The sequence below is a fragment of the Pseudomonas cichorii genome (genome assembly GCF_003700275.1).
Taxonomy (GTDB): Bacteria; Pseudomonadota; Gammaproteobacteria; order Pseudomonadales; family Pseudomonadaceae; genus Aquipseudomonas; species Aquipseudomonas cichorii_B.
This window is the reverse complement of the sequence record NZ_RBRE01000094.1, coordinates 37,761-59,897: the sequence shown is the minus strand read 5'-3', so window position 1 is coordinate 59,897 and position 22,137 is coordinate 37,761. Positions and strand designations below refer to the sequence as shown.

At 61.9% G+C, this 22,137-nt stretch carries 22 protein-coding genes and 3 pseudogenes; 19 read left to right on the top strand and 6 right to left on the bottom strand.

What is annotated here, in order from left to right:
* The 3 genes and pseudogenes from ALQ04_RS27440 to ALQ04_RS25700 all read right to left on the bottom strand — a co-directional run.
* Positions 1 to 100 (bottom strand): annotated as a pseudogene (locus tag ALQ04_RS27440) (short-chain dehydrogenase); the annotation flags it as partial.
* 11 nt (positions 101 to 111) lie between these two features.
* Positions 112 to 1,395: a histidinol dehydrogenase gene (hisD, locus tag ALQ04_RS25705; RefSeq protein ID WP_122318597.1), complete on the bottom strand. Its 1,284-nt coding sequence runs from the start codon at positions 1,393 to 1,395 to the stop codon at positions 112 to 114.
* A 32-nt stretch (positions 1,396 to 1,427) separates the two neighbouring features.
* The gene (locus ALQ04_RS25700; protein ID WP_012723206.1) at positions 1,428 to 2,444 is read right to left on the bottom strand and encodes an SMP-30/gluconolactonase/LRE family protein; all 1,017 of its coding nucleotides are present in this window, start codon (positions 2,442 to 2,444) and stop codon (positions 1,428 to 1,430) included.
* Between the two features lie 386 nt (positions 2,445 to 2,830).
* On the opposite strand from ALQ04_RS25700, the gene ALQ04_RS25695 reads away from it, so the two are divergent.
* The 5 genes from ALQ04_RS25695 (at position 2,831) to ALQ04_RS25675 (ending at position 7,800) form a co-directional block, all read left to right on the top strand.
* On the top strand, positions 2,831 to 3,745 hold the full coding sequence (locus ALQ04_RS25695; protein ID WP_122318596.1) for a LysR family transcriptional regulator: 915 nt from the start codon (positions 2,831 to 2,833) through the stop codon (positions 3,743 to 3,745).
* Positions 3,746 to 4,164: 419 nt separating this feature from the next.
* Entirely contained in the window at positions 4,165 to 5,097 is a 933-nt protein-coding gene (locus ALQ04_RS25690; protein WP_012723204.1) for a VOC family protein, read from the top strand.
* Between the two features lie 10 nt (positions 5,098 to 5,107).
* A complete protein-coding gene (locus ALQ04_RS25685) occupies positions 5,108 to 5,470 on the top strand; it encodes a Rieske 2Fe-2S domain-containing protein (protein WP_012723203.1) in 363 nt (120 codons plus the stop codon).
* A gap of 14 nt (positions 5,471 to 5,484) precedes the next feature.
* Positions 5,485 to 6,648, top strand: a complete 1,164-nt coding sequence (locus tag ALQ04_RS25680) for a S9 family peptidase (protein ID WP_012723202.1) — start codon at positions 5,485 to 5,487, stop codon at positions 6,646 to 6,648.
* Positions 6,649 to 6,666: 18 nt separating this feature from the next.
* On the top strand, positions 6,667 to 7,800 hold the full coding sequence (locus tag ALQ04_RS25675) for an FAD-dependent oxidoreductase (protein WP_012723201.1): 1,134 nt from the start codon (positions 6,667 to 6,669) through the stop codon (positions 7,798 to 7,800).
* Here the strand turns inward: ALQ04_RS25675 and ALQ04_RS25670 are convergent.
* Positions 7,797 to 8,456: a FadR/GntR family transcriptional regulator gene (locus ALQ04_RS25670; protein ID WP_043205073.1), complete on the bottom strand. Its 660-nt coding sequence runs from the start codon at positions 8,454 to 8,456 to the stop codon at positions 7,797 to 7,799. The genes ALQ04_RS25675 and ALQ04_RS25670 overlap by 4 nt on opposite strands.
* Positions 8,457 to 8,734: 278 nt before the next feature.
* Here ALQ04_RS25670 and ALQ04_RS25665 point away from each other — a divergent pair, with 278 nt between their 5' ends.
* Genes ALQ04_RS25665 through ALQ04_RS25655 form a run of 3 tightly spaced genes read left to right on the top strand, consistent with a single transcriptional unit; the run spans position 8,735 to position 12,290 of the window.
* The gene (locus tag ALQ04_RS25665; protein ID WP_122318595.1) at positions 8,735 to 9,739 is read left to right on the top strand and encodes an ornithine cyclodeaminase family protein; all 1,005 of its coding nucleotides are present in this window, start codon (positions 8,735 to 8,737) and stop codon (positions 9,737 to 9,739) included.
* Positions 9,740 to 9,750: 11 nt separating this feature from the next.
* Entirely contained in the window at positions 9,751 to 10,761 is a 1,011-nt protein-coding gene (locus ALQ04_RS25660; RefSeq protein ID WP_043205071.1) for a dihydrodipicolinate synthase family protein, read from the top strand.
* On the top strand, positions 10,758 to 12,290 hold the full coding sequence (locus ALQ04_RS25655) for an NAD-dependent succinate-semialdehyde dehydrogenase (protein ID WP_052308639.1): 1,533 nt from the start codon (positions 10,758 to 10,760) through the stop codon (positions 12,288 to 12,290). The genes ALQ04_RS25660 and ALQ04_RS25655 overlap by 4 nt, the downstream gene beginning before the upstream one ends.
* 107 nt (positions 12,291 to 12,397) lie before the next feature.
* Here the strand turns inward: ALQ04_RS25655 and ALQ04_RS27435 are convergent, their stop codons facing one another.
* Positions 12,398 to 12,523, bottom strand: coding sequence for a hypothetical protein (locus tag ALQ04_RS27435; RefSeq protein WP_255610765.1), 126 nt, complete (start codon positions 12,521 to 12,523; stop codon positions 12,398 to 12,400).
* 540 nt (positions 12,524 to 13,063) lie between these two features.
* On the opposite strand from ALQ04_RS27435, the gene ALQ04_RS26815 reads away from it, so the two are divergent.
* Positions 13,064 to 13,603 carry a hypothetical protein gene (locus ALQ04_RS26815; RefSeq protein WP_012723196.1) on the top strand — a complete coding sequence of 180 codons (540 nt, stop codon included), beginning with the start codon at positions 13,064 to 13,066 and terminating at the stop codon, positions 13,601 to 13,603.
* A 7-nt stretch (positions 13,604 to 13,610) separates the two neighbouring features.
* On the opposite strand, the pseudogene ALQ04_RS27430 reads toward ALQ04_RS26815, so the two are convergent.
* Positions 13,611 to 13,685 (bottom strand): annotated as a pseudogene (locus tag ALQ04_RS27430) (integrase); the annotation flags it as partial.
* On the opposite strand from ALQ04_RS27430, the pseudogene ALQ04_RS25640 reads away from it, so the two are divergent.
* The 10 genes and pseudogenes from ALQ04_RS25640 to ALQ04_RS25595 all read left to right on the top strand — a co-directional run.
* Positions 13,676 to 13,984 (top strand): annotated as a pseudogene (locus ALQ04_RS25640) (transposase); the annotation flags it as partial. The pseudogenes ALQ04_RS27430 and ALQ04_RS25640 sit on opposite strands and share 10 nt — an antisense overlap.
* Positions 13,985 to 14,569: 585 nt before the next feature.
* Positions 14,570 to 14,905: an RAQPRD family integrative conjugative element protein gene (locus ALQ04_RS25635; protein ID WP_012723195.1), complete on the top strand. Its 336-nt coding sequence runs from the start codon at positions 14,570 to 14,572 to the stop codon at positions 14,903 to 14,905.
* Entirely contained in the window at positions 14,902 to 15,141 is a 240-nt protein-coding gene (locus ALQ04_RS25630; RefSeq protein WP_012723194.1) for a TIGR03758 family integrating conjugative element protein, read from the top strand. Before ALQ04_RS25635 ends, ALQ04_RS25630 begins: the two co-directional genes overlap by 4 nt.
* A gap of 17 nt (positions 15,142 to 15,158) precedes the next feature.
* Entirely contained in the window at positions 15,159 to 15,530 is a 372-nt protein-coding gene (locus ALQ04_RS25625; protein WP_003174125.1) for a TIGR03745 family integrating conjugative element membrane protein, read from the top strand.
* Between the two features lie 7 nt (positions 15,531 to 15,537).
* On the top strand, positions 15,538 to 15,951 hold the full coding sequence (locus tag ALQ04_RS25620; RefSeq protein ID WP_122318594.1) for a TIGR03750 family conjugal transfer protein: 414 nt from the start codon (positions 15,538 to 15,540) through the stop codon (positions 15,949 to 15,951).
* Positions 15,948 to 16,589 carry a PFL_4703 family integrating conjugative element protein gene (locus ALQ04_RS25615; protein WP_043205068.1) on the top strand — a complete coding sequence of 214 codons (642 nt, stop codon included), beginning with the start codon at positions 15,948 to 15,950 and terminating at the stop codon, positions 16,587 to 16,589. The genes ALQ04_RS25620 and ALQ04_RS25615 overlap by 4 nt, the downstream gene beginning before the upstream one ends.
* Complete coding sequence (locus tag ALQ04_RS25610) at positions 16,586 to 17,398, top strand: TIGR03749 family integrating conjugative element protein (RefSeq protein WP_012723191.1); 813 nt, start codon at positions 16,586 to 16,588, stop codon at positions 17,396 to 17,398. Before ALQ04_RS25615 ends, ALQ04_RS25610 begins: the two co-directional genes overlap by 4 nt.
* Positions 17,388 to 18,905 (top strand): TIGR03752 family integrating conjugative element protein, encoded by a 1,518-nt coding sequence (locus ALQ04_RS25605; RefSeq protein ID WP_012723190.1) that lies wholly within the window; start codon positions 17,388 to 17,390, stop codon positions 18,903 to 18,905. Before ALQ04_RS25610 ends, ALQ04_RS25605 begins: the two co-directional genes overlap by 11 nt.
* Positions 18,868 to 19,284 carry a TIGR03751 family conjugal transfer lipoprotein gene (locus ALQ04_RS25600; RefSeq protein ID WP_012723189.1) on the top strand — a complete coding sequence of 139 codons (417 nt, stop codon included), beginning with the start codon at positions 18,868 to 18,870 and terminating at the stop codon, positions 19,282 to 19,284. The genes ALQ04_RS25605 and ALQ04_RS25600 overlap by 38 nt, the downstream gene beginning before the upstream one ends.
* Positions 19,284 to 22,034, top strand: a complete 2,751-nt coding sequence (locus tag ALQ04_RS25595; protein WP_122318593.1) for a conjugative transfer ATPase — start codon at positions 19,284 to 19,286, stop codon at positions 22,032 to 22,034. The genes ALQ04_RS25600 and ALQ04_RS25595 overlap by 1 nt, the downstream gene beginning before the upstream one ends.
* The last annotated feature ends 103 nt before the right edge of the window (positions 22,035 to 22,137 follow it).

The following is a 22,137-nucleotide window of genomic DNA, read 5'->3' as shown; positions in this document are numbered from 1 at the left end:
CTAGTGCGGCGCCGGCGCCGGCCAGGGCGCGGGCAATCGCCTCGCCCAGACCTCCGGTAGCGCCGGTGACCACCGCCACCTTGCCTTCGAGTGCTTGCATGGCCCGGCCCCTCACACGGTTTTCTTCAGGCGACGCACGCGGATGTCAGCCTGCTCCTTGTGCCCGGAGAAATGCTCCAGGGCGCACAACCGCGAGCACACCTCACCCATGGCCACGCTCGCCTCATCAGTGAGAATGCGCTGGTAGGTGTGGGTCTTGATGAACTTGCCCACCCACAGGCCGCCGGTATAGCGGCCAGCGCCCTGAGTCGGCAGGGTGTGGTTGGTGCCGATCACCTTGTCACCGTAGGACACATTGGTACGGTGGCCCAGGAACAACCCGCCATAGCAAGTCATGCGCTCGAGGAACCAGTCCGGATCGCGGGTCATGACCTGGACATGCTCGGAGCATAGGCGCTCGGACTCGGCGAGCATCTCCTCATCGCTGTCACACAAGATGATCTCGCCATAGTCACGCCAGGCGACGCTGGCCACCGGTGCGGTGTCCAGGCGGCTGAGCACCTGTTCGATGGCCGCCGGCAACTCTTCGGCGATACGTGTGCTGGTGGTCAAGCAGTAGGCCGGCGAGGTCGGGCCATGCTCGGCCTGGCCGAGCAGGTCCACAGCCACCAGTTCGGCGTCGACACTGTCATCGCAGATCACCATGGTCTCGGTGGGACCGGCGAACAGGTCGATACCCACCCGGCCGAACAGCTGGCGCTTGGCCTCGGCCACATAGGCATTACCCGGACCAACGATCATGTCCACCGGCGCAATCTTCTCGGTACCCAAGGCCATGGCAGCTACGCCCTGTACCCCGCCCATCACGTAGATTTCGTCGGCGCCAGCCAGGGCCATGGCAGCAACGATTTCGTTGGACGGCTTGCCCCCGAAAGGCGGTGCGCAGGCGATCACCCGCTTGACGCCAGCGACCTTGGCGGTCAGCACGCTCATGTGCGCCGATGCCAACAGGGGATACTTGCCGCCCGGGATATAGCAACCCACCGAGTTAACCGGGATGTTGCGGTGCCCCAGCACCACGCCGGGCATGGTCTCGACCTCGACGTCGCGCAGCGAATGCAGCTGGATCTGGGCAAAACGACGGATCTGCGCCTGGGCGAAACGGATGTCGTCCAGTGCCTCCGGGCTGAGGCTGTCGATGCATGCCTGGATCTGTTCGGATGTCAGCCGGAAATCATCCGGGGCCCAGTTGTCGAAGTGGCTGGAATACTCGCGCAACGCTGCCTCGCCGCGGTGCTCAATGGCAGCGAGGATCTCTTCGACGGTGGTACGCACCTGGGCATTGAGCTCGGCTTTCGCTTCTGCGGGCCGGCCTTGTTTGAGTTGACGGATCATGCGGGACTCCTGTTGCAACGAGGTATGGAAAACTAGCGCCAGTGGATCAGCGGCTGGCCGGCCACCGGTGCTCTGAAGAAGGGAATGCGGGTGCCTTGCAGGCTGCCCAAGTAGACGGTGCGAAGGTCGGGGCCGCCGAAGGTGAGGCTGGCCATCCACGGCGCCAAGGTGCCGCGGGCGGCCTGCATGATCTCGGGCGTCAGGGTCTTGTCCGCGAAATGCCGGTCGAGGCGCGCGGTGGCTTGCGGATCCCCGTCGTCGAGCAGCGTCAGCACCTCGCCTTCGGGGGTGATGGCGATCAGCTTGTCGCTCATCACCAGTGTCACCCAGAGGTTGCCGAAACTGTCGAAGGCAAAGCCGTCGGGGAAGCCTTCGAGCTGCGCAGGGCCATACACGTCGCGCTCGCCCAACGTGGCGTCGGGGCCTACGCGCAAACGCGAGATTCGCCGGACATTGCTCTCGACCACGTACAGAAACTGCTCGTTGTCATCGAAGCGGATCTCGTTGGTGCCGCCGAAGCCTTCGGCCACCACGCGGATGCCCTTTTCATCGATTACCCCGATGTAGCCGTCGAGCACCGCCGAATTGATCGAGTCGGTCCAGGGTTGCATCGTGGTCGTCACGGTGAACCAGATGCGGCCCTTGGAATCGATCAGCGGGAAGTTGGTCTTGCCCAGTGCCTTGCCTTCCAGGTGGTCGTGCAGCACATGGACGTGACCTTGGCGATCAAGTCGCTCGATACGGTCCAGACCCCAGTTGCAGATGATGAAGTCGCCTTCGGCGGTCAGTGCCAGGCCATTGGGCAGCGAGGCCCCCTGGGACTGCACGTAGCGCTGCTGGAAATCTGCCGGTTCGCTGACTGGGGCGATCGGAGCCAGGAGTTGCTGGCTGCCGTCCGGAGCGATGCGCATCACCCCGCCGCGGGCATCCGCGCTCCACAGCGTGCCGTCAGGCTGGGCGACGATGCACTCGGGGCGCTGCAGGTCGTGGCCGATGAACTGGATGCTGGCGCGGTCTACCTGCCAGCCTTTGAGAGGGTTGCTTGCCATAGTGGTGCCTCGTGCAATGCCGGGCTCGGCAGCGCATGGGCGCCCGGGCCGTGGTATGAATGGCGTTACGATGCGCGTCTAGCGCCCGCTTGATGCCAGGCGGGCGAACGAATCCAAGCAGTAGATGGGCGGCGAAACGCTGGCACGAAGAGGGCGGGACGGCTGCATGATGTGCTCCGGTTTTTTTGTTGTTATAGGCCAGACATCGGTGCCAGGCTGACACCAGGTTCTTCGACCTGGATGGCGGGTGTGACTTGATGGTATGCACCCGTCAGGCATCTGTGAAATCGTTTATTGACATACGAGGCATAAACACGTTGGATGGCTCGCACGCACCCTCCGCCAACAAAAACAATCCCGGACCGCACCGGGCAAGGAGACGTCCAATGCGCTTTCATGGCCTTGATCTCAACCTTCTGGTGGTGCTCGACGCTCTGCTGGTCGAGCAGAACATCACCCGTGCCGGGGAACGGCTGTTTCTCAGCCAGCCGGCCACCAGCGCCGCACTCGCCCGCCTGCGGGAGTACTTCCAGGACCAATTGCTGGTACCCAACGGACGCAAGATGGTCCGCACGCCCAAAGGCGAAGCACTCATCCAGCCCGTTCGCGACTTGCTGATCCAGATGCGCTCCACGCTGGAAAACCGAGCCGAGTTCGAGCCGGCTCAGTCGCAGCGCAAATTTGTGCTGATGGCCTCGGACTACGTCTGCACCGTGCTGTTGCCTCAGGTCAGCAGGCGCCTGAACGAACTGGCACCGATGGCCAGCCTGGAAATGATCCCGCCCAACGACACCCCGCGGGAAACGCTCGAACGAGGGAACGTCGACCTTCTGGTGTTGCCGGCCACCCACCTGGGCGACGACCATCCGAGCCTGACGATTTTCGAGGACCGTTTCGTCTGCATGACCTGCCAGGACAACCCCCTGGTTGGCGACAGCCTGTCGTTCGAGCAGTACAAGCAGATGGGGCACGTCCTGGTGCGATGGGGTATGCAGCGGGTGCCGTCGATGGACGAGTGGTTTCTCAATCGCTACAACTTCGAGCGCCGTGTCGAGGTCATCACCAACGCCTTTAGCAACGTGCCCACGTTCCTGCCGGGCACCCTGCGCATCGCCACCATGCATCTGCGCCTGGCCCAGCAGTGTGCGCGCGAGCTTCCGCTGAAGATTCTGCCGGTACCCTGGGATGCACCCAGGCTGGTCATGGCCATCCAGTGGAATCGTCACCAGCAGCATGATCCTGGGCTGAGCTGGCTACGCAGCCTGATCGTGGAAAGCGCGGCAGCCATGCCAGACGTCTGAACAGCAACCCACGGCAGCGGCATACCAGTCCACAGGTATCCATCGATCGAATGCTTCGTATGCCAAATTAAGATTTCTCGTATGACTGGACGCTGCGTAGCTTATCGAGGCGAGCCATGCAGCCAAGGGAGCATGGCTCACACTCCGCCACACGTGGGGTGTCCAGAACAAGAACCGACCAGAGAAATCGCCATGCCTCAGCTCCTGTCTTACCTCATCACCGCCGAACATTCCGCAGCCCGCTACGCCTGCGTGGCAGTATTCGTCACCCGCCTGCATCGCTCAGCCCGACGCTAGCGTTCGCTGCCCCACCATCCTTCTAATTCCGCTGCGGTACGACAATCGCCCGCCGTGCGGCTATCCCATGCCCGTCCACCTGGCCGCCACGCCAGGTCGCTAGCTATATGGAGTCATCAGCCATGAATATCATCGGTCTGCAATACCTGACCTTCGGCGTCGAAGACCTGGCCGCCGCCCACCGGTATCTGCTGGATTACGGCCTGGACGTCAGCGAGTACGACCCCGAGGTCGGCGGTACCTACATTGCCCTGGATAGCACCGGCGTGATCGTGCGCCGCAGTGACCACTCCGGCCTGCCGCCACTGCCGCCCGGCGCATGCTCTCCCTGCCTGCGCGAAACCCATTATGGGGTCGCCGACGACGCCACCCTGGTGCAGTTGTACCGCCTGCTGGGCGCCGATCGCGAGGTGAGCGTAGATGCCGACGGCACACTGCACTGCCTCGACGATTCCGGCTTCGGCATTGCCTTTCAGCGCGCTCGGCGCCAGCCGATCCACGCGCCGCGCCTGGGCTTCAACGTGCCGGGCCAGACGCCGGGGCGCGCGCCCAACGACTGCGGCGCTGACCCCTCGGCAGTGATCAAGCCACGCTCACTGTCCCATGTGGTGTACTTCGTCGAAGACGCTGCCAAGGCCGAGGCGTTCTACCGGCGCCTGGGCTTCGTGGTGACTGATCGTCTCAACCAACTGGGGCCGTTCATGCGCCCTGCCGGGACCCATGATCACCACACGCTGTTCATGCTGCACAGCCATAACGAGCACATGGTCGGCTGCAACCACTTCACCTTCCACTTCGGCTCGGCGGGCGAGGTACTGCAGCAAGGCTGGCGCTTCCAGCAAAAGGGCTACCAAAGCTTCTGGGGGCCGGGACGGCATCTGATGGGCAGCAACTTCTTCTGGTACTTCAACAGTCCCTTTGGCGCCGTCATGGAATTTGACGCCGACATGGATCACCACGACGACAGCTGGGTGCCGCGGGCGCTGGAGCCCGGTGCAGACAATTCGCAGATATTCCTTTTCGAGGGTGTCGATAAATGGGCCCCCGGTGAGTGAGGCAGCCACCATGGAGCGCCGTCTTTGCCACCGCGACGAGCTGCCAGACCACCTCGCCCGAGGCCTGCTGCGCGAGGGCCGGCATGACCGGGTGTTCGCCATCCGGCGCGGCGCCGAAGTGATCGTCTGGCTCAACGACTGCCCGCACAACCACCGCCCTCTGGAATACCAGCGCGACCAGTTTCTCTCGGCCGACGGTCAGCACATCGTCTGCTACGCCCACTCGGCGCACTTCGACCTGCGCACCGGCCATTGCTTTGCCGGGCCGTGCGTGGGGCGTTATCTGGTCCCGGTGCCAGCACGAATAGATGGTGCGGGAAATATCTGGATTCCCGACCAACTGCCCGCTCCATCAGCCCTGAACCAAGCCTGAACGAGGTCATCACCATGTTTCAGTACTTCCCAACCAACTATGTGTGGAGCCTGTCAGCGATCATCGCCCTTACCCACGGCGGCAACATCGGCGAGGTGAACACCATGTGCGCGCCGCTGCGCGATGCCGCCCTGGCCGGCGACGATCCTGGCACCGAAGCTTTCTACGCTGCCTGGAAAAGCGGTGGCGACCGCCTGGTGGCCCTTGCCGACGACGACCTGGCGCGCAATCGGCGCCTTTCCGCAGGCGAGAAGCTGGGGCGTGCTGCCCTCTATTACAGCCTCGCAGAACGTATGCAGGCGCACGGCTTCAAGCACCGGCTGGCGCTCTACCAACATTCCCTAGTGCTGTTCGACCAGGCCCGACGCCTGAGCCGGGAAAACTGCGCACGGGTGCAAATCCCCTACGGCGAAGGTCACCTGAGCGCCCTATACGTGCGCGCCGGCGGCCTTGCTCCAGGGGCACGGGCGCCGATCGTGGTGATCATGAACGGCCTCGACAGCACCAAGGAGATGCTGCAGAAAAGCGTAATGGGCCGGCTTTTCGCCCAGCGCGGCCTGTCTGCGCTGTTCGTCGACCAGCCGGGTACCGGCGAAGCCTTGCGCTTGCATGGCCTACCGGCTCGTCACGACAGCGAGGCATGGGCCACTCCGGTAGTCGATTGGCTGCAGCAACATCCTGAGGTGGACCCGACGCGCATCGCTGCCCTCGGCGTCTCCCTGGGTGGCTATTACTGCCCACGGGCGGTGGCCTTCGAGCCACGATTCGCTTGTGCCGCGGTGTGGGGAGCGAACCACGACTGGCGCGCAGTGCAGGAGGCACGGCGGCGCCGCGAAGGCGAGAATCCGGTACCGCACTACTGGCAGCACGTGCAGTGGGTCTTTGGCGCCAGTAGTTTCGACGACTTCATGGCCAAGGCGCAGCACATGCATCTTGACGGGATCTTGGAACGCATCCGTGTGCCCTTCCTGGTCACCCACGGCGAGCAGGACCGGCAAATCCCCCTGCAGTACGCCCAGCGCACCTTTGACCAGCTGGTGAACAGCCCGGACCGCGAACTGGTGGTGTTCACCGAGCGCGAGGGCGGCGTCGAACACAACTCGCTGGACAACCCCAGCAACGCTGGCAACCTCATCGCCGACTGGCTGGCCGAACGGCTGGGCGGCGGCGTCGCCTGATTCATTTGGAGAAGCACCATGGCTCTTATTCAGAAAGCGCTGATCATCGGCGGCGGCGTGGGCGGCATGTGCGCCGCGATCCAACTGCGCAAGCTAGGCATTGCCGTCGAATTGGTCGAACTCAATCCCGCCTGGGCGCCGGATGGCGCTGGCATCACCATCAGTGGCCCCAGCCTACGAGCCTTGCGCGAGGTCGGCGTAGTGGACGAAGTCCTGCGCTTGGGCGGCTGGTGGCGCGCCATTGACCTGCGTGACGCCCAGGGCAACCTGCTGCGTACCGTGCCCATTGCGCCAGCGCTCGGCGCCGAGGACTTGCCCAGCGCGGCGGGTATCCAGCGGCCTGTGCTGGCGAAGATTCTCAGCGCCGCCACCCGCGCTGCCGGTGCCACTGTGCGCTTGGGGCTCAACTTTGAAAGCATCACCCAGGACTCCGATGGCGTCGACGTTCTATTCAGCGACGGCAGCGGTGGTCGCTACGACCTTGTAGTTGGCGCCGACGGCATCAACTCTGCCTTACGCCGCCTAGTATTCCCGGACTTCGCCGGCCCGGTGTTCACCGGCCAGGGTTGCTGGCGGGCAATCGTGCCCCGCCTGCACGAAAACTCCACCATGTACCTGAGCGATACGATCAAGGCGGGCATCAACCCCATCAGCGACGATCAGTGCTATCTCTACCTGCTGTACAAGCGCGACGGCCTGGATTTCATTCCGCCAACAGCCTGGCCGGAGATTTTCGCCGACCTGATGGTGCCTTTCACCGGTGAGCTGGCGGACATCCGCCGGGGGCTGCTCGACGGCAGCCTGCCAGACCCGCACCTGTTGTACCGCCCGCTGGCCGGGCACATGATTCCGGCGCCCTGGCACCGCGGTCGGTTGGTGCTGCTCGGCGACACGGTGCACGCGACCACTCCGCAGCTGGCCTCGGGCGCCGGCATCGCCATTGAGGGCGCTCTAATCCTGGCGGAGGAACTGGGTCGCCGCCATTCGCTGGAAGGCGCACTGACCGCTTACGCCGGCCGCCATTTCGACCGTGCAAACCTGGTGGTGCAGGCATCGGCCACCCTTGGCCACATCGAACTGAGTGGCGGCGGGCCACAGGCCCATGCCCAGGTCATGCATCAGACCCTCGAGCTGTTGCGCCGGCCGATCTAGCGTGGCGCGAACATCCGGGCACGTACCGACTGCAGATGGCTGCGCATTCGCTGCTCAGCCAGCAGCGGATCGTGCCCGGCGATGGCTTCGAGTATTGCCAGGTGCTCGCTATGGGTCTCTGACTTGGGTGCATCGGCCTGGCCAAACACGCTCTCGATCTTTGCATCCAGGCCAAGCTGCGCTTGCAGCCGCAGGCTGTCGTAGAGCATCAGCAACAAGGTGTTGTGAGTGGCTACGGCGATCGCCCGGTGCAGGGTCTCGTCCTGGCGCTTCCATTCCAGATAGCTGCCAGCGGCCGCCATGTCCACCAGGCTTTGGCGCATCGCCGCAAGGTCAGCAGGAGTGGCATGGATGGCCGCCTGCCCGGCCAACTGCGGCTCCAGCAGGATGCGGGCACCGATGATGTCGCTGATGCTGATGGCCGAAGCCCAGGCGTGGTCGTCCATCACCGCCTGACGGGAGCCGATGAAGGTGCCCTTGCCAACGTGTCGCCAGATCCGCCCCTGCTCCTCCAGGCGCCGTAAAAGAGTGCGCAACCGCCCCCGGGAAATACCCAGTTCCTCGCAAAGCTTGGGCTCCGGGGGCAGCCGTGTGTCGCCGCGGGCAGCCGCCTGTTCAATGTATTCGCTCAGCCGCAAGGCATCGTCGTCGCTCATTACGCCAGTTCTTTCCTGCATATCAAAGCCGCCATGGTAGGCCGTGCCAATAGCGCTTGCAAGGTGACAGACGCACTCTCCAGCACCTCAATAAATAATTAAGATCATTCAATTTATTAATTGACACATGTCAATTAGTCGATTTAGTTTGATTGGGCGGTGTAGTCCGCCGCTCCAGCAGTCCCCCCCAGCTTCGGAGGCTTCCCAATGCATCACAGCTTCAGCAGCACCCTCATACACTCGTGCCTGACTGGCACGCGGCCTACGGAGCGTCGGTCATGAGCGCGCCGCAGACCTCGCCGGTATTCGTTTCCAGCGCGGCCGTGCGTGAAGTGTTCAATTGGCCGGACGCCATCTCTGCCCTGCAGGCCGCCTATGCCCGGCCTCCAGTGCCAAGTGCCGTGCCGCCGCGCACCATCGCCAGCGCTGACCGGACCTGGTTGCGCACCCTTCCAGCCATCCCCCCAGGCGGGCGTTACTACGGTGCCAAGCTGATGGGCATGGCATTGGGCGCCGACCTGCCGGGCGTGGAGTACGTGATCGTGCTCTTCGATCGACAGACCAGCCGCATCGCCGCCTTCGTCGACGGCAACCTGGTCACTGGTCTGCGCACCGCCGCCACCACCGCAGCAGCGCTGGACCGCCTGGCCCCAGCGGGGCCGGCCCGGCTGGCGGTGCTTGGCAGTGGCCTGGAAGCCGCCATGCATGTGCGTGCATTCGCCAGTGTCCGCCCGCTCAGCGAGGTTGTCGTCTTCAGCCCGACACCTGAACGCCGCGCAGCGTTTGCTGAAGCCGTCAGCCGAGATCTTGGGGTCAGTGCACGCCAGGTCGATTCCGCCCAGGCCGCCGTGGAGGGCTCCGAACTGGTTCTGGCGGCGGCCCGTTCGCGCGGCGAACAGCCGATCCTGAACGGCGAATGGCTAGCCGCTGGCGCACAGGTGTACTCCATCGGCTCGACCGTACCCGAGCAGCGCGAAGTGGATGTCTCGGTGATTGCCAGAAGCGATCTGATCATCGCCGACATGCTCGAGGAAGTGCTGGAACAAACCGGCGACATGATTGCCGCAAGCGCTGCCGGGATCGACGTGCGCGCCAAGGCGATCTCCCTCGGCGACCTGCTCAACGGCAATCACGCGCAGCGCATCCGCTCGGCTCAGTCGCTTCTTTACAAGTCTGTCGGCAGCGGCCTGCAGGATATTGTGGTGGCCGAACTGATCCTGGAAAAGGCGCTTCAGGCCGGTTTGGCCACCCCCCTGCCCATCAACTTCGAAACCAAACGCTAAAGGAGCCAATCATGGCCAGCTACAGCCGCAATGAAGCCCGTGAATGGGCCCGCGAACACCTCGTTGGCGTTGCCAACGTGACGATCCCCACCGTCACATCGGACTTCAAACACCTCAATGAAAAAGCCATTCGGCACGACATCCAGACCAGCATCGCCCACGGCTTCGTCGGCACCTTGAGCTGTTCCGAGGTCGCCATCACCATGGACGAGTACGAGCAGTTCGTGCGCATTGCCGTGGACGAGGCCGCGGGTCGCCTGTTCGTTGTCCACCACGCGGTGTTCAACACCCTGGAAGACAACATCGAAGCCGTGCGCCGGGCCGAGGCGGCCGGGGCCGAACTGGTGCTGCTGGGCTACCCGCCGTACTTCCACCCGCGTTCGCTGGAAGAGATCTACACCTACACCAAGGCGATGTGTGACGCCACCAAACTGGCCGTAATGCTCTTCCCTATCCCGACCTGGGGCTTCTCGCGACTGGACCCGAGTGACCTGCCAGTGTCGTTACTGCGGAGGTTGATCGACGACTGCCCCAATGTGGCTGCGATCAAGGCCGAGGGCGGTGCGCCAAACATTATGGCCGCCATCGAAGTTCACCGCGCCTTCCACAAGGAAGTGGTTATCTCCTCGCCCATGGAACACGAATATATCCCACTGGCACAGCTGATCCCGATTCCGTTCTGTGGCACCAACTTCTCGGCCTACTACGGCCCCGTGCTGCCGCAAGTCCACCGCCTGATCCAAGAGGGCCGCTTCGACGAAGCGACAGCGATCTTCCACCGCATCGACCCGGCGCGTAAAGCGTTCGCCAGTGTTCCCCAGGCTGGCGGCGGGCTGATCAACCGCGCGCTGTGGAAATACGAGTCCTGGCTGCAGGGCTACAACGGCGGCCCTCTGCGTCACCCCACCGGCCGGGTCTACGCCCGCGACATGGCGGCCCTGCGACGCGGGCAGGAAGCCGCTGGCCTCAACCCTACCGCCGACCCGGACGCTGACTTCTTCGTCGGCCGCAATCCGGCATGACCCTCCCTTTTTCAACCAAGGAGATATCTGGCGTGACAACCTTACAAAACCTACCCCTGCGTGACCCCAGCCTGTTGCGCGAATCAATGCTGATAGACGGCGCCTGGGTCCAGGCCGACAGTGGCAAAACCCTGGAGGTGCGTAACCCGGCCAACGGCCAACTGCTGGCCCTCGTCCCCGACGCCGGGGCGGCCGAGACCGAGCGCGCCATTGCCGCCGCCGAACGTGCCCAGCGCCGCTGGCGCGAGGAGTTGCCCGCCGAGCGGGCAAGGATCCTGCTGCGGCTTCATCATCTGCTGCTGGACAACATTGACGACCTGGCGCTGATCCTGACCTCCGAGCAGGGCAAGCCGCTGACCGAAGCCTACGGCGAGTTGAAGTATGCCGCCGGCTTCATCGAATGGTTCGCTGAAGAGGCGAAGCGTGCATACGGTGACCTGATTCCGCCGAACGTCCCGGGGCGGCTCATCCTGGTGCAGAAGGTGCCCATCGGTGTGTTCGCTGCCATCACGCCGTGGAATTTCCCAGCGGCGATGATCACCCGCAAGGCGGCACCAGGCTGGGCCGCCGGCTGCGCCGGCGTGATCAAGCCGGCCCGTCAAACGCCGCTGTCGGCGCTTGCGCTGGGGGTGCTGGCCGAGCGCGCAGGATTGCCGGCGGGGCTCTGCAACATCGTCACCGGCGCTGCCCAGCCAATTGGCCAGGCCTTGACTGACAGCCCGGTGGTACGCAAGCTGTCCTTCACCGGCTCAACCGAGATCGGCGCTCGCCTGTTGGCCCAGTGCGCTCCCACCATCAAGAAGACCAGCATGGAACTGGGCGGCAATGCGCCTTTCATCGTCTTCGACGATGCCGACCTTGAAGCTGCGGTGAGCGGCGCCATGGCAGCCAAGTACCGCAATACCGGGCAAGCCTGCATTGCCGCCAACCGCTTCCTCGTTCAAGCTGGAATCTACGAAACCTTCGCCGCCCGCCTGGCCGAGCGCTCGGCTGCCTTGGTGGTGGGCCACGGCGTCGAGCCCGGAGTCGCCCAGGGGCCGTTGATCGACGACCAGGCGGTTGCCAAGGTCGAAGAGCACATCGCCGATGCCTGTGCGAGAGGCGCCCGTATACTCACGGGCGGGCAACGCCATGCACTGGGCGGCAACTTCTTCGAGCCGACGGTGCTGGCTGACGTCCCTCTGGAGGCCAAGATCTTCGCCGAGGAAACATTCGGCCCGGTAGCGCCGCTGTTCCGCTTCGAAGACGAAGCCGAGGCCATTGCCCTGGCCAATCACACGCCGTTCGGCCTCGCGGCCTATGTCTATACCCGCGACCTCGGGCGGGCGTTCCGGGTAGTGGAAGCGCTGGAAACGGGCATGGTCGGCGTCAACGAAGGGCTGATCTCCACCGAAGTCGCGCCTTTTGGCGGCGTCAAGACATCGGGGCTTGGCCGCGAGGGCTCGCGCTACGGGCTGGATGAGTACCTGGAGCTCAAGTACGTGGCGCTAGGGGGCCTGAGTGCCCCGGAAGTTTCGCAAAAGTCATAGCATGGACTCACCGCCATTACGACCGGTGCTTGGATAAACAGCCTAAAAGGCTGCTTTGCCAAGCGCTCGGCCGTCGTCCCCTCAAGCGAAAACGGCCAGAAAACCCATCAGTCGCGCGTGCGACCATCCAGCCCCAACGGCGTTTCAAACTGAATCCCGAGCAGTACACCCGCCGAAATACCATCATGGCTGTCACAACCAAAATGCGGCGCATTCAACTGTTCGAACTCCATACATTATTAATACACGGGCTTACCACAGTACCATTCGAGACCAGGAAGATTGCATCAAGGTCCAGAGAAATTTAATTACGCGGCGTGCCATGTGAACTGCCAACCTACGCATAGGCGCCCTCTAGAAACTTTTATTCATGATTGGTCAGCCTTACCTAATGCGCCGACAACGCATAGCAGTCAAAGGGGCGGCTCCGCCAAGGGGCTGAAAGTATCAACCCTGTACTGACCTGAGATTGGAGCGTGGTTTCATCATCAAGTATTCGGTAGCCAGCAGCGTAACCTGCCAATGCTGTCGGGTGCTGTTCGCCGTGACGCGAGCCACCGTCTTCACGCTACAATCTTTTTTTAGTCCACGCATAGACCCCATTCAGTCCTTTATTCGTACGCGACTCACGGAAATACAATCGGACGTCGTCGACGCCCCCTATGTCGGGCACGAGCAAACTAGTTCTGTTCAATGGCCAAATCGCAAACGTAGAACATTCCCTTAAATTTGAATCCGCCTTTCTGAACTGAACCATTGTCTCGGGGCACTAGGTGCAGATAAATCAGCTCCTCCGTTTGAGTATTGGCCTCAATTCGGCCATTTTTCAGTGCCCAGCCCTATATACCCATCTGCGTTGGCTCGACCTGATCAGCAATCATCTCTTTAGTGAGTTGAGCTGGCTGGCGGTTGTGGTTATTTTGATGAAGAATCCCATGTACAACGATCTTCGTAAATTCGTATATGGACTCCTCCTCGTTACAAACCTCCTTTGCTTTGGCGCCCGTGCCGACTGCACATATTCGGCCTCTTACTACGGCATCGTTTTGATGCAGGGCCATGATGGGCTATTCGCGCGTCGGCTCCCAATCGCTTTTACGTGCTTTACGCACCTGGACATTAAGGGTTTTGCCGACGCCGGTTCGACCGGTTTGCCATTGCTCGAGTTGCTTCGCAATCGAGGTGTGTGGGGCTTCTCCCGGATGAATGGGTCAGGCCGCTGCCCGATCCAGTTGGTAATCAGTGCCGTTGTGCAGCATCGCCCAAGCCATGCGTGCAGTTTTGTTGGCCAATGGTTGTCACCCATGCTTTGACTATTCAAGCGTATTGCCTGGTGGATAGATGGTCTGAGTTGTGCAACCGGGTCGGAAACAAGAAGTCCTCGCTGCGTAGCCTGTCCGACGAAATCCAAGTGCTGCCCGAACACTGCGTTTCGCAGGCTCGCTCGCAGCGGCCATGAAGCCGCTCGTGATGTGGCTCGGCGCATCGCAGCGACGGCGCAATACGTGCGCTCTCGCCACGAACGTAAAAAGGTCGAAATGTTGTTTGCCCACCTCAAGCGCATCCTGAAACTTAATCGCTTGCAACTACGTGGCATGAGTGGCGCGACTGATGAATTCTCCCTGGCCGCTGCGGCACAGAACCTGCGACGGCTGGCCAAATTTACATCTCAATGGCCACCGGTCACGGGATAGGTGCGTCTGCACCAAGCAAAAAACCTCAAACCAACCCAATAACAGAGCAGCAAAGGTCAACGAAGAGCCGAGAAACCACTCAACGTGGTGAGTAGTTTCTCCAGTGGTTGGCGTGCCTGAGCTCAGGCGAGCTGAAAATCCGAGTTTTTCAACAGAATCGGCCGATTTCTGCCTATCGCGACCGGCGGAAAACGATCGAGGTAGTGTGAAAACGTTCTAAGGGCAAGTTTGACAGTCAGGACTGGAACGAAAGTCGCGTTCCCACGAAAATTTTAGGTCTGCGGATTAACCAGACGCTGGCAGATTTCACGTAGCAACGCAGACTACAAACCGGTGTATGCGTTTTCACACAGCCTGAGCCACGCGATCATCATCTTTCGTTACCCGTTCGACGAAGCTCATTGAGAAGAGTGGAGTCGCCCAAAATCCCCAACCATTTTTCACCAAAGGCTGAAGGGCCACATAGCTGCAAGTAAACATCTCCAGCGCTCCCCCAGAAAAAGCGATCCACCGTCACTCGCTTTTCTTACTGAACAACCCCTCTATTAGCTCAATTCTGACCCCATATTCACATGGGGCAGAATCATGCCGACTACCGCCTTTCGCTGCTGGTTACTGCTCTCACTGGCCATCGTCCATAGCAGCGTCTACGCCGCCTCCGCTCAAGAACAGGATCAGCTCAGTCTGATCCTGCAGCAACTCGACACGATCGAACACCTTGCCACGCGTGCCGAGGAAGCCAGCACATCTGCCCCCAACGAACGTTATCGCTTCGACTACCCCCGCCTGGCTCAGGATCTCCAGCGCATCCGCCAAGGGATACAGGGGTACCTGTCCCCCTCCCGCGCTCAACCCCGCGATACCGATGAACTAGCGGGCGATTACCGCGTTGACGCTCCGCACGCGGAGCCCTCGCCATGAGCATGACTGACGCCCAAACCTCAGCGTTCCAAAACGCATCCGGTTTCTCACCGCAGAGCAGTTCGACGCTCTGGCTATCCCTGGTGCTCGTTCTGGCGTTGCTTTGGTGCGCCTGGGTGATGTGGACGGCTTACCGGGGATGGGCGACAGGCAGTGTGCGCTTCGGCGCGTTTGGCGGCAGCGCCGCGCGCGTGCTGCTCGCATTGTTGGTCCTGATGTTCTTCACCCTGTCCTAACCCAGGAGATCGCCGTCATGCTCAAGTGCCTTGTCCCCCTGAAAAACAACCTGCGTGATCGTGCCAGTCAGCGCCTGATCGGTCTGCTGTTGGTACTCGGTCCAAGCCTGGCTTTTGCCGAACTCCCGACCATGGAAGCTCCTTCACGTGGTGAAGGTTCCGGATTGATCGAGACGATCAAAAACTACGCCTACGACGGCGGTATCCTGCTCGGCTTACTGATCGCCCTGCTCGCTTTTTTGGGCGTGGCGTGGCATTCCCTGACCGTGTATGCCGACGTGCAGAACCAGCGCAAGACCTGGAAAGACCTCGGCGCGGTGGTTGGCATCGGCGCCCTGCTGGTGGTGATCATCATCTGGTTCCTGACCAAGGCCGCCGCGATTTTGTGAGGTTGGCATGAACGACACTATCGAACGTCTTGCCGACGGCACCTTGGTCTTTCTGCCGGAGCGACTCAACCGTGATCCCGCCGTGTTGCGCGGCTTGACCAATGATGAGATGTGGGTAGCGCTCGGCACCGGCGCCGTCATTGGTCTGCTGTCAGGCGTTCCTCTGGCGATCACCACTGCCTCCATTGCATTGGCGCCGACCGGCATGATCGCGGGCATGACGGTGGTGCTATCGGCCGGTGGCACGCTACTGCGGCGGGCCAAACGAGCCCGCCCCGAGACCTGGCTGTACCGCAAGCTCGAATGGGTACTGGCCAGCCGTTGGCGCCTGGGGCGCGGCAGTCTGATCGTCCACTCCGGCGCCTGGACGGTTCGCCGTTCGCGTCGACTGCGTCCTGCCCTGTCCCGGTGGCAGCCATGAGCCGATTTCGGAACAAGGTGGATGCCCAACAGGCCCATATCTTCAGTCTGCGCCTGGCGGTAATGATCCTGACCCTGCTCTGTGCCGGACTCTGGTACGGCTGGCGCTCGGCACCGACCGATCTGACCGTGCATGTCCCCCCGGATCTGCGCTCGGGCAGCACGCGCAAGTGGTGGGATATCCCCTCAGAGAATGTCTATGCCTTTGCCCTGTACATCTTCGGTCAGCTCAACCGTTGGCCCTCGGATGGCGAGCAGGATTATCGCCGCGCTATCTATAGTTTGCAGTCCTACCTGACACCCGCCTGCAAGGCCTTCCTCGACGGCGACTACGAGTACCGCAAGGCCGCCGGCGAACTGCGCCAGCGGGTGCGTGGCGTCTACGAAATTCTGGGTCGAGGTTACAGTGAGGATCCGGAACTCAGGGTCAAGCAACTCGACCGCGACAGCTGGCTGGTCAAGCTCGACCTCAATGCCGATGAATATTACGCCGCCGAACCGGTGAAACGGGTGGTGGTGCGTTATCCATTACGCGTGGTGCGTTTTGATCTGGACCCCGAACGCAACAAGTGGGGCCTGGCACTGGACTGTTATCAGGGCACGCCGCAAAAAATCTCCCTGCCTGGAGGTGAGTCATGACGCGGATGTCTACTCTGGGGCTCACCATCGCACTGATGCTATGGGGAGCTGCAGCGCAGGCCGTCGAGTTGATGCGTTGGGAACGCCTCCCCCTCGCGGTCCCGCTGGTGATCAATCAGGAGCGGGTGGTCTTTGTCGATGAGGATGTTCGAGTCGGCGTGCCCTCAACCCTGACGGACAAGCTGCGCGTGCAGTCCACCGGCGGCACGCTGTACCTGCGCGCGTCGGAAGCCATTGCCCCGACTCGCCTGCAACTGCAATCGGTCGCGACGGGCGAGATTATCCTGCTGGATATCGCGGCCACTCCTGGTGATCAACCACTGGAGCCCGTGCGTATTCTCAAGAATGTTCCGGTGCAAGCTACCGAGACTGAATCGAGTACCGTACCTGTTCCAGAACGTACACCGATCCCGGTCGCTTTGACGCGCTATGCCGCACAGAGCCTGTACGCGCCGCTGCGCACCGTAGAATCCCTACCCGGCGTACGCCGCGTACCGCTCAAGCTGCGCACCGAACTGCCGACCCTGTTGCCGACCGAAAACGTTTCCAGCACACCTATCGCCGCCTGGCGACTCGGTGATTATTGGGTGACGGCAGTGAAGTTGCGCAATCGTGGTTCAGGGACTGTGCAACTCGATCCGCGTCAGATTCAGGCCACCCTGTTCGCCGCGGCCTTCCAGCATGCGTTCCTCGGGCCTGTCGGCAGCGCTGAAGACACCACGCTCGCCTACCTCGTCACTCGCGGTGCCGGCCTCGAGAAAGCCGTGCTGCTGCCGCCCGTTGCGCGAGGGGCTGACGATGAAAGCTAACGCCCTGCTCAAATGGCTGGTACCGGCTGCGCTGCTGGCCGTGGTGCTGATCATCCTGAAAACCTGGGTCCCGGGTGGCAGCACGCCTTCTCCAGAGCACCCAGTTGATCAGGGCAATCTTCAATTATCCGCCGAGCAAGCCAAGTCGCTCGGCATTGCTGGCGATACCCCACGCGATACGGTCGCCACCTTGGTCGGCCAAGTGAAGGCCATGCGCAGCGACATGCTCGGTTTGAAGAAGCACAACGATTCGTTGTTGACGGAAAACAACCGCCTGCGCGAGCGGGAAAACAGTGTCGATTCGCGTATCCAGACGGCGCTTGGCAGCGTGACCCAGCAGGTCGACGAAGGTCGCCGACAAGCCAACGAGGCCCGGCTCAAAGCGGAACAAGACAGTCGTCAGGCTCGCGGTCTGCTGACGCAATTGCAGGGCCAGTTGTCGGGGCTGACCGGCAAAGGCAAGGATATGCCAATAGGATTGGGGCTTGAGCCGGGCGACGGGGCTCAGTTCGACGGGCAGCATTCTGCCAATGATGCGCTGCAGTGGATTGAGCCCTCGGATGCTCCGCCCACCAACGCCCGAGGCAAAACCAAGATCTCTTCCGCACTGAGTCTGCCTACCGCCTTCAACTCACTGGAAGGCTTGAACGATAACGCGAATGATCGCAGCCAGAAGCCGCTAGGTGCGGTCACCAACAATAAGCGCGACCTGGCGCAATCCGTCGATCGTGCCGAAGGCGCGAGACCGGTCTACACCATTCCCGAAAACGCGACATTGATGGGCTCGGTCGCCATGACTGCGCTGATCGGCCGAGTCCCGGTGGACGGCACCGTGAATGATCCCTATCCCTTCAAGGTACTGGTTGGTCCGGAGAACCTGACTGCCAACGGCATCGACCTGCCAGACGTCGCGGGTGCCGTGATGAGCGGCACAGCGTCCGGTGACTGGACGCTGTCCTGCGTACGCGGACAGGTCGAGTCAATTACCTTTGTGTTTACCGATGGCACCATCCGCACGGTGCCTCAGCCGAAGGCGGTAGCCAGCCGCACTGCCTCCACCACCCAGAGCTCGAACACCGACAAGATCCGTGGCGGGCTCGGTTACCTGTCCGATCCGTATGGCATTCCTTGCATCGCTGGCGGGCGCCGCTCGAACGCCCAGCAATACCTCGGCAGCCAGAGCCTGATCACTGCCGCCGGTGCCGGTGTCGCCGCCCTGCTCGGGAATGAGCGGAACAACAGCAGCGTGATCAACGCAGGCGGCACTACGCTCGGGGTCACCAGCAGCACGGGCAACAATGCACTGAGTTCGATCCTCAGTGGCGGGGTCAGTGATGTCCGCGAGTGGGTGAACAAACTGTATGGCGAAGCCTTTGCTGCCGTGTACGTACCACCTGCAGCGCAGGTCGCACTGCACCTCGACCATGAGATCACCATCGACTACGAGCCCAAGGGCCGGAGCGTTCGCCATGAAAAAGACCATGCTTCTCTGCCTGACCTGGATTAGCTTGTTGTGCTGGGTCCTGACGGGGTGTTCCACCGACAAAGACACGCTGCTGCCCCATGGCGAGCAAACCATGCTGGATATCTGGAACGGCGCCGGTTCGCAAGGCACTCAGCAGCAACTGCTGGAGGCTCGGCAGCAGTTGCGCCGCCCTTTGGCTCAAGCAGATTTCTCCGTTGCTCTCCAGGAACCGTACACTCGCACAGCAGTGAACGAGATCCGCAACCTGTTCCCTCGCTTGCCCAATCCCGATCTAGTGCTGTACGTGTATCCGCATTTGAGTGGTACCGAGCAGGCACCAGTTCCGGGTTACTCGACAGTCTTTCCGTTTTACCAACGGGTGCAGTACGCATTGCCGGGTGAACGTCAGGAAGACTTGTAGTGCGTGCCGGCGATTCGGGTAACCACGCTCCCGCGTGGAAAGACTGGCGCAACCCATTGCGCCCGCGCGCGACCTTGGCCGATGAAGCTGCACTCTACGCGCACAACCCCAGCTTCACCGATCACCTGCCTTGGGTCGAGTACCTCGACACCGAGCAGTGTTTTCTGCTCGATGACAATCGCTCGGTGGGTGCGGTGTTCGAGTTGCTGCCCATCGGCACCGAAGGGCGCGAACCCGATTGGTTGATGGCGGCCCGCGATGCACTCGAGGATGCCCTGCAGGATAGCTTTGACGAGCGGGATCAAGCGCCTTGGGTGGCGCAGTTTTTCTGCCAGGATGACAACGACTTCTCCCCCTACCTCAATCGGCTCACTGGCTATATTCAGGACAGCGCGCGAGGCACCGTCTTCACCGAGGCGTATTTGCAACTCAGCCGCCGTCATCTGAAGGCCATCGCCAAGCCGGGTGGGCTGTTTGAGGACAAGGTGGTGACGCGCCTGCCCTGGCGTGGCAACAACCGCCGGGTGCGCCTGGTGGTTTATCGCTGGCTCGGGTCTGGCGATGAGGAGACGGGACTCAGCCCGGTGCAATCCCTGCAACAGGCTTGCGAACGTATCGGTGCTTCGTTGCAGGCGTGCGGGGTTCAATCGACACGAGTCGATGGCCGAGGCCTATATGCCTGGTTAGTGCCCTGGTTCAATCCGGCCCCCACGCTCACCGATGAAGCACCCGAGGATTTCTACCGCCGCGTAGTCTATCCGGAGCCAGGCGATGGCGAGTCGCTGGAACTGCCCTTCGATCACGACTTTGCCGAGCGGCTGTTCTTCAACGAACCGCGCTCGGATGTGCAATGCGGACTCTGGTTTTTCGACGATCAGCCCCACCGGGTGATGGTGGTGGACAAACTGCGGCGGGCACCCTTGATTGGCCAACTCACCGGCGAAACCCATAAGGGCGATGCGGTGAACGCACTGTTCGACCAGTTACCCGAAGGTACGGTGATGAGTCTGACCTTGGTGGTCAAACCGCAGGATATACTTGAGGAGCAGTTGAACCGCCTGGCCCGCAAGGCCATCGGTGAAAACCTGGCCTCGACCCAGACCCGTCAGGATGTCGAAGAGGCTCGCGCGATCATCGGCCGCCAGCACAAGCTGTACCGGGGCACCCTGGCATTTTACGTGCGCGGTCACGATGAGCAGCAATTGCACCAGCGCTCGGTCAGCCTGGCCAACGCGCTGCTGGGTACGGGGCTGCAACCGGTACGCGAAGGCGATGAAGTCGCCGCCTGCAACAGTTACCTGCGTTGGCTACCGATGGCTTACAACCCGGCCCGCGACACGCGCAACTGGTACACGCGGCTGATGTTCGCCCAGCACCTGGCGAACCTGGTTCCGGTGTGGGGCCGCAGCACCGGCACCGGCCACCCGGGCATCACCCTGTTCAACCGCGGCGGTTCGCCGTTGAGCTTTGATCCGTTGTCACGCCTGGACCGAGCCATGAACGGCCATCTGCTGTTATTCGGTCCCACCGGCGCCGGCAAGTCGGCCACCTTGGTCACCCTGCTGATGCAGGTCATGGCGGTGTATCGCCCTCGCCTGTTTATCGTCGAGGCCGGCAACTCCTTCGGTTTGCAGGGCGACTACTTCGCGACACAGGGCCTGTCGGTCAACAAGGTCCAATTAAAACCGGGTGCCTCGGTCAGCCTCGCGCTCTTTGCCGATGCCTGGCGCCTGGTCGAGCAGCCGGATCAGGTAGCGAGTCTGTCGATCGATGAGCTGGACGATGAGGCGGTAGCCAGTCGCGAAGACCAGCGCGATGTGCTTGGCGAATTGGAAATCACCGCCCGGTTGATGATCACCGGCGGCGAGGCCAAGGAAGAGGCGCGCCTGAGTCGAGCGGATCGCAGCCTGATCCGCGAGTGCATTCTCGATGCGGCGCAGACCTGCGTCACCGCGGGCCGTCAGGTGCTGACCCGCGACGTGCGCGACGCCTTGCTGCGCGTCGCCGCCGACCAATATCTGCCCGAGAAGCGTCGTGAGCGCGCCCAGGAAATGGGTGAGTCCATCGACCTGTTTTGCCAGGGATTCGAGGGTGAACTGTTCGATCGCGAGGGCACGCCTTGGCCCGAGAGCGATGTGACCATTGTCGATCTGGCCACTTACGCTCGCGAAGGCTATGAGGCACAGATGTCCATTAGCTACATCAGCCTGATGAACACCGTGAACAACCTCGCCGAGCGCGACCAATACCTGGGCCGACCGATCCTCATGGTCACCGACGAGGGCCATATCATCACCAAAAACCCACTGCTGGCGCCCTTCGTGGTCAAGGGGACGAAGATGTGGCGCAAGCTCGGCGCTTGGTTCTGGCTAGCGACGCAAAACCTTGCCGACTTTCCCACTGCTGCGCAGACCATGCTCAACATGATCGAATGGTGGATTTGTTTGAACATGCCGCCCGCGGAAATCGAAGAAATCGCACGCTTCAAGAAACTCACGCCGGCACAGAAAGCCTTGTTGCTCTCCGCCAGCAAGGAACCGGGCAAATTCACCGAGGGGGTCGTGCTGTCGAAAAAACTCGAAACGCTGTTTCGAGCCGTACCACCCAGCCTCTATCTCGCCTTGGCCATGACGGAGCCCGAGGAAAAAGCTGACCGCTGGAGGTTGATGCTGGAGAACGGTTGCTCGGAGTTGGAAGCGGCTTTCCAGATAGCTGCGCGCATTGACCAAGCCCGTGGAATCGGGGCATAGCTACCCGATTTTAAGCCCAAATAGCGTTACATCCGTAGAAGGCTGGAGAGCGGTTTTGTAGTGGATATCGAAGAATTATCTGAGTAGATTACTCGTCAACACC

What these genes read in the sequence shown, in the direction of transcription:
- ALQ04_RS25635 (WP_012723195.1), top strand. Translation starts at nt 14,570, where the DNA reads ATGCCGACTACCGCCTTTCGCTGCTGGTTACTGCTCTCACTGGCCATC.
- ALQ04_RS25620 (WP_122318594.1), top strand. Translation starts at nt 15,538, where the DNA reads ATGAACGACACTATCGAACGTCTTGCCGACGGCACCTTGGTCTTTCTG.
- ALQ04_RS25605 (WP_012723190.1), top strand. Translation starts at nt 17,388, where the DNA reads ATGAAAGCTAACGCCCTGCTCAAATGGCTGGTACCGGCTGCGCTGCTG.
- ALQ04_RS25610 (WP_012723191.1), top strand. Translation starts at nt 16,586, where the DNA reads ATGACGCGGATGTCTACTCTGGGGCTCACCATCGCACTGATGCTATGG.
- ALQ04_RS27435 (WP_255610765.1), bottom strand. Translation starts at nt 12,523, where the DNA reads ATGGAGTTCGAACAGTTGAATGCGCCGCATTTTGGTTGTGACAGCCAT.
- ALQ04_RS25625 (WP_003174125.1), top strand. Translation starts at nt 15,159, where the DNA reads ATGCTCAAGTGCCTTGTCCCCCTGAAAAACAACCTGCGTGATCGTGCC.
- ALQ04_RS25660 (WP_043205071.1), top strand. Translation starts at nt 9,751, where the DNA reads ATGGCCAGCTACAGCCGCAATGAAGCCCGTGAATGGGCCCGCGAACAC.
- ALQ04_RS25665 (WP_122318595.1), top strand. Translation starts at nt 8,735, where the DNA reads ATGAGCGCGCCGCAGACCTCGCCGGTATTCGTTTCCAGCGCGGCCGTG.
- ALQ04_RS25675 (WP_012723201.1), top strand. Translation starts at nt 6,667, where the DNA reads ATGGCTCTTATTCAGAAAGCGCTGATCATCGGCGGCGGCGTGGGCGGC.
- ALQ04_RS25680 (WP_012723202.1), top strand. Translation starts at nt 5,485, where the DNA reads ATGTTTCAGTACTTCCCAACCAACTATGTGTGGAGCCTGTCAGCGATC.
- ALQ04_RS25700 (WP_012723206.1), bottom strand. Translation starts at nt 2,444, where the DNA reads ATGGCAAGCAACCCTCTCAAAGGCTGGCAGGTAGACCGCGCCAGCATC.
- ALQ04_RS25615 (WP_043205068.1), top strand. Translation starts at nt 15,948, where the DNA reads ATGAGCCGATTTCGGAACAAGGTGGATGCCCAACAGGCCCATATCTTC.
- ALQ04_RS25655 (WP_052308639.1), top strand. Translation starts at nt 10,758, where the DNA reads ATGACCCTCCCTTTTTCAACCAAGGAGATATCTGGCGTGACAACCTTA.
- ALQ04_RS25685 (WP_012723203.1), top strand. Translation starts at nt 5,108, where the DNA reads ATGGAGCGCCGTCTTTGCCACCGCGACGAGCTGCCAGACCACCTCGCC.
- hisD (WP_122318597.1), bottom strand. Translation starts at nt 1,395, where the DNA reads ATGATCCGTCAACTCAAACAAGGCCGGCCCGCAGAAGCGAAAGCCGAG.
- ALQ04_RS25670 (WP_043205073.1), bottom strand. Translation starts at nt 8,456, where the DNA reads ATGAGCGACGACGATGCCTTGCGGCTGAGCGAATACATTGAACAGGCG.
- ALQ04_RS25630 (WP_012723194.1), top strand. Translation starts at nt 14,902, where the DNA reads ATGAGCATGACTGACGCCCAAACCTCAGCGTTCCAAAACGCATCCGGT.
- ALQ04_RS25690 (WP_012723204.1), top strand. Translation starts at nt 4,165, where the DNA reads ATGAATATCATCGGTCTGCAATACCTGACCTTCGGCGTCGAAGACCTG.
- ALQ04_RS25695 (WP_122318596.1), top strand. Translation starts at nt 2,831, where the DNA reads ATGCGCTTTCATGGCCTTGATCTCAACCTTCTGGTGGTGCTCGACGCT.
- ALQ04_RS25600 (WP_012723189.1), top strand. Translation starts at nt 18,868, where the DNA reads ATGAAAAAGACCATGCTTCTCTGCCTGACCTGGATTAGCTTGTTGTGC.